Source organism: Mycobacterium sp. E3251 (genome assembly GCF_001666835.1).
Lineage (GTDB): Bacteria > Actinomycetota > Actinomycetes > Mycobacteriales > Mycobacteriaceae > Mycobacterium.
In genome coordinates, this window is sequence record NZ_LZJF01000060.1 from 76,368 (window position 1) to 84,606 (window position 8,239).

General features: G+C 68.2%; 6 protein-coding genes. 2 read left to right on the top strand and 4 right to left on the bottom strand.

Annotated elements, in window-relative coordinates; all coding sequences use genetic code 11:
- Window positions 1–60 precede the first annotated feature (60 nt).
- From A5697_RS08520 to A5697_RS08530, 3 genes are all read right to left on the bottom strand, one after another.
- Window positions 61–1,410: a phosphotransferase gene (locus tag A5697_RS08520; protein WP_068009658.1), complete on the bottom strand. Its 1,350-nt coding sequence runs from the start codon at window positions 1,408–1,410 to the stop codon at window positions 61–63.
- Entirely contained in the window at window positions 1,407–3,191 is a 1,785-nt protein-coding gene (gene treS / locus A5697_RS08525) for a maltose alpha-D-glucosyltransferase (protein ID WP_067946973.1), read from the bottom strand. The genes A5697_RS08520 and treS overlap by 4 nt, the downstream gene beginning before the upstream one ends.
- A 121-nt stretch (window positions 3,192–3,312) precedes the next feature.
- Entirely contained in the window at window positions 3,313–4,359 is a 1,047-nt protein-coding gene (locus tag A5697_RS08530; protein WP_067946898.1) for a S1C family serine protease, read from the bottom strand.
- A 139-nt stretch (window positions 4,360–4,498) separates the two neighbouring features.
- On the opposite strand from A5697_RS08530, the gene A5697_RS08535 reads away from it, so the two are divergent.
- Both A5697_RS08535 and A5697_RS08540 read left to right on the top strand, forming a co-directional pair.
- Window positions 4,499–4,915 (top strand): TIGR03668 family PPOX class F420-dependent oxidoreductase, encoded by a 417-nt coding sequence (locus A5697_RS08535; RefSeq protein WP_067946900.1) that lies wholly within the window; start codon window positions 4,499–4,501, stop codon window positions 4,913–4,915.
- A gap of 165 nt (window positions 4,916–5,080) precedes the next feature.
- Window positions 5,081–7,240, top strand: coding sequence for an elongation factor G-like protein EF-G2 (locus tag A5697_RS08540; RefSeq protein WP_068009660.1), 2,160 nt, complete (start codon window positions 5,081–5,083; stop codon window positions 7,238–7,240).
- A gap of 4 nt (window positions 7,241–7,244) precedes the next feature.
- Here A5697_RS08540 and A5697_RS08545 read toward each other — a convergent pair.
- Window positions 7,245–8,239 (bottom strand): AMP-binding protein (locus A5697_RS08545; protein WP_156673212.1); only part of this gene is annotated, 995 nt, incomplete at its 5' end.

The following is an 8,239-nucleotide window of genomic DNA, read 5'->3' on the forward strand; positions in this document are numbered from 1 at the left end:
ACATGCTGTCAGAAGCTCGCCGCCCCCGCAGGGCACGCATAGCGAACTCCTATCTCGCACCTACGAGCCGGTGAGCCGGGCGATGGAGCGCAGCGGGATCGGCAGCCAGCCGGGCCGGTGTCGCGCCTCGTATCCGGCCTCGTACACGGCCTTGTCGAGCTCGTAAGCGGCCAGCAGCTCGGCCGAATCGCGGGGGTCGGTGCCCGACGCGGCGGCGTAACCCTCGCAGAAAGCGGTCCGGTTGCGTTCGACCCACTCCCGGGCGCGGGCGGCCAGTTGCTTGTCGGCCGCCTGGTCCACCAGGGGCCCGTACGCGGCGTATTCGAAGGACCGCAGCACGCCCGCCACGTCGCGCAACGGTGAATCCGGCGCCCGGCGCTCATCGAGTGGCTGCCCCGGTTCGCCCTCGAAGTCGATGAGCAGCCAGCTTTCGGGCGTGCGCAGCACCTGCCCGAGGTGCAGGTCGCCGTGTACCCGCTGGACGGTGATCGTCTGGTCCGCGAGCTTGGCGAATCGCTCCTCGATGGTTGCCGCGTACTCCTGCAGCTCGGGCACCTTCGCCACGGTCGACGACAGCCGTCCTAGCACGGTGTCGACCGGGAAGGCCGACTGCGCCGTTCCGAGGGACTCGGCCAGCGTGGCGTGCACGGACGCCACGGCCTCGCCGAGCCGGCAGGATTCGCCGGCAAAGTCACCGCCGACTTCGTGGGCATACAGGTCACCTTCCGCGAACAGGTCGCGAACGCTGGCGGTGGCCATCGCCCACCCTTCGGCCGCGTTGGACGCGAACTCGGTCACCATGCCGAGCGGCCAGGCTTCATCGGCCGTCCCGTCCGGGGCGGCCATCTCGTAGGTGCCGAGCAGCCGGGCCACGTGCGGATTACCCGCGCGGGCCAGCACCCGGTTCAGTTCGATGTCCGGGTTGATGCCGCTGCTGACGCGACGGAACGCCTTGAAGATCGCTTCCCGGTCGAAGATCACGCTGGTATTGCTCTGTTCGGCGTCGGACACATGCGGCATCGCCTCCAGCGGCAGCACCGCGTCGGGTTCCTTGTCGAACCTCACTTCGGTGCCCGACGCGGCCCGAACGTCCGACGAATCGATCAGCGACAGCAGAAACTGCGGCGCCTCGGTGTCGTACAGGCCGTCGAATCCGGTGCGGTCACCGGCGGCGCCGATGGTGGCCACGGTGCTGTACTCGGAGACCGGCGCGGTATCCCACCGCACGACCACCTGGTAACGCTCGGACGAGCCGTCGGCGTACTGGGCGTCGACCAGCACCAGGTCGAGGTCCTCCCGCAGCGGGACGACCACGGCGGCCTCGGCGGAGGTCAGTTCTCGATTGCGCCCGGCGTACCACCGCTGCTGTGGGAGCCAGTCCGACCAGGGCAATTTGGCTGGCTCAGTCATGTGCGCCGCTCCTCTTCATCCTCACATGCGGTCAGCTGGAACCAGTAGAACCCGTGCCCAGGCAACGTCAGCAGGTAGGGCAGGTGCCCGATCCGCGGAAATTCGACGTGCCCGGTCAGTTCCACCGGTGTGCAACCGCTCCAGTGCTGCAGATTCAATTCGATCGGCTGAGGGAACCGCGACAGGTTATTGACGCACAACACCGTGTCGCCCCCGTCGGGCGCCTGGCGCACGAACGCCAGCACCGACGGGTTGGAGCCACCGAGCTCCTCGAATGTGCCGATCGCGAAGGCCTCGTGGCGACGCCGCACCGCCAACATCACGCGGGTGAAGTTCAGCAGCGACGTGGACGTGTCGCGTTGGGCCTCGACGTTGACGGCCTGATAGCCATAGACCGAGTCCTGGCTGGCCGGCAGGTAGAGCCGGCCCGGGTTGGCCTTGGAGAACCCGGCGTTGCGGTCCGGCGTCCACTGCATCGGGGTGCGCACACCGTCGCGATCACCCAGCCAGATGACGTCCCCCATGCCGATCTCGTCGCCGTAGTACAGCACCGGCGATCCGGGCAGCGACAGGAGCAGCGCGGTGAACAGCTCGATCTGGTTGCGGTCGTTGTCGAGCAGCGGTGCCAGCCGGCGCCGGATCCCTACGTTCGCCTTCATCCGGGGATCCTTGGCGTACTCGGAGTACATGTAGTCACGTTCCTCGTCCGTGACCATCTCCAGCGTCAACTCGTCGTGGTTGCGCAGGAAGATCCCCCATTGCGCCATGTCGGGAATTTCCGGCGTCTGCGCCAGGATCTCCGAGATCGGAATGCGCGACTCCCGGCGGACCGCCATGAAGATGCGCGGCATCAGCGGGAAGTGGAACGCCATGTGGCATTCGTCGCCGCCGGTGCTGGTGTCGCCGAAGTACTCGACCACATCGGCCGGCCACTGGTTGGCCTCGGCCAGCAGCACGCGGCCCGGGAACTCGTCGTCGATGACCTTACGGACACGCTTGAGGAAGGCGTGCGTCTCGGGCAGGTTCTCGCAGTTGGTGCCCTCCCGTTCGAACAGGTAGGGCACCGCGTCCAGGCGGAACCCGTCGATACCCAGGCCGAGCCAGAAGCGCAGCACGTCGATCATGGCTTCCTGCACGGCCGGGTTTTCGTAGTTCAGGTCCGGCTGGTGCGAGAAGAACCGGTGCCAATAGAACTGTTTGCGCACCGGGTCGAAGGTCCAATTGGACTCCTCGGTGTCGACGAAGATGATTCGGGCGTCGGTGTACTTCTCGCTGGTGTCGCTCCACACGTAGAAGTCGCCGTACGGGCCGTCCGGGTCGTGCCGCGACTCCTGGAACCAGGGGTGCGAATCCGAGGTGTGGTTCATGACCAGATCGGTGATGACCCGGATGCCCCGCTCGTGCGCAGCGTTCAGCAGCGCGACGAAATCCTCGACCGTGCCGAACTCGGGCAGCACCTTGTAGAAGTCCCTGATGTCGTAACCGCCGTCGCGCAGCGGCGAGTCGTAGAACGGCGGCAGCCAGATGCAGTCGATGCCCAGCCACTGCAGGTAGTCCAGGCGCCCCAGGAGCCCCCGCAGGTCGCCCGACCCGTCCGCGTTGGCGTCGAAGAATGCCCGCACCAGCACCTCGTAGAAAACGGCGTGCTTGAACCACGTCGGGTCGGTGGGCAGCGCGGCGGCGTTGTCGAAGTCATCGGACTCGGGGTGCTCGACGACACCGCCCTGGACGTGACTGCCCCCTGCGGGATGGTGCTCGACAGCTTCTCTTGCGTCGTTCATCAAATCCACGATGCCACGGGTACCCGAGGCGCGACATTCGGAATCACGCCTACTGACATGTGACGAAACACGCCCGGCGCCAAGAGAATTGGCCACCCGCCGAGCTTCGTCGACATGGGAATCAGGCCGGCGGTCCGTCCGCCAGCGTCACGTTTGTGGTGCGGTCGCCACCCCCGGCCGAGCGATAGCGCACCGTGATGTTGTCGCCGGGGTGGTGCGGAACGAGCACCTCGGTCATCGACGTGGCCCCGGTGATCGCGACGTTGTCAACCCCGGTGATGACGTCGCCGGGGGAGATCCCGGCCGCCGCCGCGGGGCCGCTGGTGACCACGCGCTCGACGCGCGCGCCGTTGCCGTTGCTGTCGGTCACACCCAGCCCGAGGAACGCGGTCGGGCCGATGTGCACGGTGTTCGAGCCGGCGCCCGACCTGATCTGTCCGGCCACGCCCATCGCGTGGCCGATCGGGATGGCAAAGCCCTGTCCGCCCGACATCTTGTAGTTGTCGGTGGCGGCGGTGTTCACGCCGACGACCTGCCCGTCGTTGTTGACCATCGGTCCACCGGAGTCACCGGGCCTGATCGGCGTGTCGGCCTGGATCAGCCCGCCCAGTGATTCGTTGGCGCCGGTCAGGGTGTCGGTCGCCGACACGCTTTGGTTGAGCGCGACGACTTTGCCGGCCACGGCGCTGGGCGTTCCGCCCTGGCCGCCCGCGTTGCCCATCGCCACGACCGGCTGGCCCACCGTGACCCCGCCGCCGATCGCGGCGGTCGGCAGCCCGGCGGCCCCGCGGAGTTGCAGCACCGCGACGTCCTGGCTGCGGTCGTAGCCGACCACGTCCACGGCGTAGGTCTGCCCGTTGCCGACGTCGAACGCGCTGATGTCCGTAGCGCCGGAGATCACGTGATTGTTGGTCAGCACGACCCCGTTGGGGTCGATGACGATGCCGGTCCCGGCCCCCACCGCGTTGTTGTAGCCGAACTTGGTGCTGATGTTGACCACTTGCGGCCCGACCTGGCCGACTAGTGCCGCAGCGTCGATCGGAGCCAGCGGCCGGGTGAACGGCGTCGCGGCCGCCGGCACGGTGCCCAGACCGAGGCCCAGCCCGACCACCGCCAGCACACTGACCAACCATGACCACCAGACCGAGCGGTGGTGCGATTTGCTCATCCGACACCCTTCCTGCTTCGCGGTAACACCAAACTGTCCCGGCCGTGCGGTTCTGGGCGGCACAATTATCTGTATATAACCGTAATGCAGGTAGCTATTCATGGCAGTGGCAAGGCCCCGATCCGCCTAGGCTGACACGGTGGGCGAATTCGACCCCAAGGCCAGCTTCACCCGATCCCCGGTGGCCCGGCTGGCCACGGTCACGCCGGAAGGCCTCCCCCACCTGGTGCCGGTGGTGTTCGCGGTCGCCGACGACTCCCCCGACGTGGTGTACACCGCCGTCGACGCGAAACCCAAGACCACGCGGCGGCTGCGGCGGCTGGCCAACATCGAAGAGAACCCCCTCGTGAGCCTGCTCGTCGACCTTTACGCCGACGATTGGACGCGGCTGTGGTGGGTGCGAGCCGACGGCGCGGCCACCGTCCACGCCCACGGGCCGGTGATGGAGGCCGCATACCGATTACTGCGCGCCAAATACCCTCAGTATCAATCCGTTCCGTTGGACGGGCCGGTGATCGCGATCGCGGTGCGCCGCTGGTCGAGCTGGCACGCCTGACGACCGACGCTCCCTTCCCCGCCAGACCGACGCAAATGTGGCCCGCCCGTGGCCTTGTGTTGGGCCGCGGTTGGGGGAAAAGTTGCCAGTAGACCCTGTGAGCTAGGACACACCACGCTGGGCGCACCCACCGGCGACGTCACCGGGGAGAACTGGAGGAAGGACATGGCGGACAAGGCGAATGCCTCCCAGGGCGCGGCGGCCGCCCCCACCGCGAACGGTCCCGGCGATGTGCGCAACATCGTCCTCGTGGGGCCCTCGGGCGGCGGCAAGACCACCCTGGTCGAGGCGCTGTTGGTCGCCGGCGGGGTGCTGAACAGAGCGGGTTCCGTCACCGACGGCAGCACGGTATGCGACTACGACGACGCCGAGATCCGCCAACAGCGGTCCGTCGGCGTCGCTGTCGCCTCCCTGGCGCACGACGGCATCAAGATCAATCTGGTCGACACCCCGGGATACGCCGATTTCGTCGGCGAGTTGCGGGCGGGCTTGCGCGCCGCGGACTGCGCGCTTTTCGTGATCGCGGCCAACGAGGGCGTCGACGAACCCACCAAATCGCTGTGGCAGGAATGCGATCAGGTCGGCATGCCCCGCGCCGTGGTGATCACGAAGCTCGACCACGCCCGGGCGAACTACTCCGAGGCGCTGGCCGCCGCGCAGAACGCGTTCGGGGACAAGGTGTCACCGCTTTACCTGCCGACCGGCCTGCCGTCTTGCGAAGGCTTGATCGGGTTACTGTCGCAGACCCGCTACCAATACGCCGACGGCAAGCGGACCATGCAGTCGCCCGATCCATCCGACGCGGACCGGATCGAGGAGGCGCGCGGCACCCTCATCGAAGGCATCATCGAGGAATCCGAGGACGAATCGCTGATGGATCGCTACCTCGGCGGTGAGTCCATCGACGAGGCGGTGCTGATCGAGGACCTGGAGCGGGCCGTCGCCCGGGGGTCGTTCTTCCCGGTGATCCCGGTATGCAGCAGCACCGGCGTCGGCACCCTGGAACTGCTGGAGGTCGCCACGCGCGGATTCCCGTCGCCGATGGAACATCCACTCCCGGAGGTGTTTACGCCGCAGGGCGCCCCGCACGCGACGCTGACCTGCGATGCCGACGCGCCCCTGCTCGCGGAGGTGGTGAAGACGACGTCGGACCCCTACGTCGGAAGGGTCAGCCTGGTCCGGGTGTTCTCCGGGACCATCAGGCCCGACACGACGGTCCATGTGTCGGGCCATTTTGCGTCGTTCTTCGGCGCGGTCAACGGGAACGGCAGCACGCACCCCGACCACGACGAAGACGAGCGCGTCGGAGTCCTGTCCTTTCCGCTCGGCAAGCAGCAGCGCCCCGCACCGGCCGTGGTGGCGGGCGACATTTGCGCGATCGGCAAGCTGAGCCGGGCCGAAACCGGCGACACCCTTTCGGACAAGGCGGAGCCGCTCGTGCTGAAACCGTGGACGATGCCCGAGCCCCTGCTGCCGGTGGCGATCCAGGCGCACGCCAAGACCGACGAGGACAAGCTGTCGGTCGGGCTGGGACGGCTGGCCGCCGAAGACCCGACGCTGCGCATCGAGCAGAACCAGGAAACCCACCAGATCGTGTTGTGGTGCATGGGCGAGGCCCACGCCGGTGTCGTCCTCGACGCGCTGGCCAACCGGTACGGCGTCACGGTCGACACCGTCGAGCTCCGGGTGCCGCTGCGAGAAACGTTCGGCGGCAAAGCAAAAGGCCACGGCCGCCACGTCAAGCAGTCCGGCGGGCACGGTCAATACGCGGTGTGCGATATCGAAGTGGAGCCGCTGCCCGAGGGCTCCGGCTTCGAATTCCTCGACAGGGTGGTCGGCGGGGCGGTGCCGCGGCAATTCATCCCGAGCGTGGAGAAGGGCGTGCGCGCACAGATGGAGAAGGGTGTGCACGCCGGCTACCCGGTGGTCGACATCCGCGTCACGCTGCTCGACGGCAAGGCGCACAGCGTCGACTCCTCGGATTTCGCGTTCCAGATGGCGGGCTCCCTGGCACTGCGCGAGGCGGCCGCGGCGACCAAGGTGAGCCTGCTCGAGCCCATTGACGAGATCTCGGTCCTGGTGCCCGACGATTTCGTGGGCGCGGTGATGGGCGACCTGTCGGGCCGCCGCGGTCGCGTGCTCGGTACCGAGACCGCCGGCCACGAGCGCACACTGGTCAAAGCCGAGGTGCCGCAGGTGGAATTGACGCGCTACGCCATCGACTTGCGCTCACTGGCCCACGGCGCGGCGTCGTTCACCCGGGCCTTCGCCCGCTACGAACCGATGCCGGAAACCGCGGCCAGCCGGGTGAAGGCCACGGTCTGATTCGTCACGCACCGAACCGCTGGGCCACGGCACGGCGATCCAGTGACCCTTTGGCGGTGTGCGGCAGCTCGGTCGCCTGCCGGAAGCTGCCCGGCACCTCGAAAGGGGCCAGCCGGTCGCGGGCGAACGCGGCGAGTTCGTCCGCGGTCGGTGCGGCGGCTCCGCGGGGAACGATCACCGCTGCCACCGTCTCGCCGTACAGCTTGTCGGGAATCCCGAAGACCGCCACCTCCAGCACCCCGGGGTGGCTGCCCAGGACGCCCTCGACGCGTTCCGGGGAGATCTTCTCTCCGCCCCGGTTGATGAGCTCCTTGATGCGGCCGCGGATGATCAGCTCGTCCGTCGCCGACAGCGTTCCCAGGTCGCCGGTGCGCAGCCATCCGTCGGTGAAATTGGCTGCGGTGATTGCCGGGTCGCCGAGGTAGCCCCGGACCACGGTGGGACCGTGCAGCCAGACCTCACCGACCTCCCCCGTGGGCGCGGGCCGGCCGTCGGGCCCGACGATCCTGATTTCCGGCCCGGTCGAGCGGCCGACGAGACCCGGTGTAGCAGCCGGGTTTTCGGTGTGGCCGATTTCTGTTGTGGCGACCTGGTGGGTCGCTTCGGTCATGCCGAAGGCGCACACCACCGGGGCCGAGAACGTGTCCTGCAGGGCCTGCGCCGTTTCGGCGGTGAGGGGGGCACTGCAGCTGCGGATGAACCGCAACGCGGCGTCGCCCGGTCGGTCGGTTTCGGCCCGCTCCAACAGGATCTGGTGAATCGTCGGGACTGCCGTGTACCAGGTGGCGCGCACGGCGCCGATGTCGTCCCAGAAGGTGTGCGCCGAGAACCGTCCCCGCGCGGGAAGCAACACCGCTCCCCCGGACACCAGGGTCCCCAGCAGCGCGGCGAGTAGCCCGTGGCCGTGGTAGAGCGGCATCACCGCCACCGTGGCGTCCCTGGGACCGAGCCCGTATCCGTCGATGATGGCCCGCACCGAGGCGGCGATGTTGGCGCGGG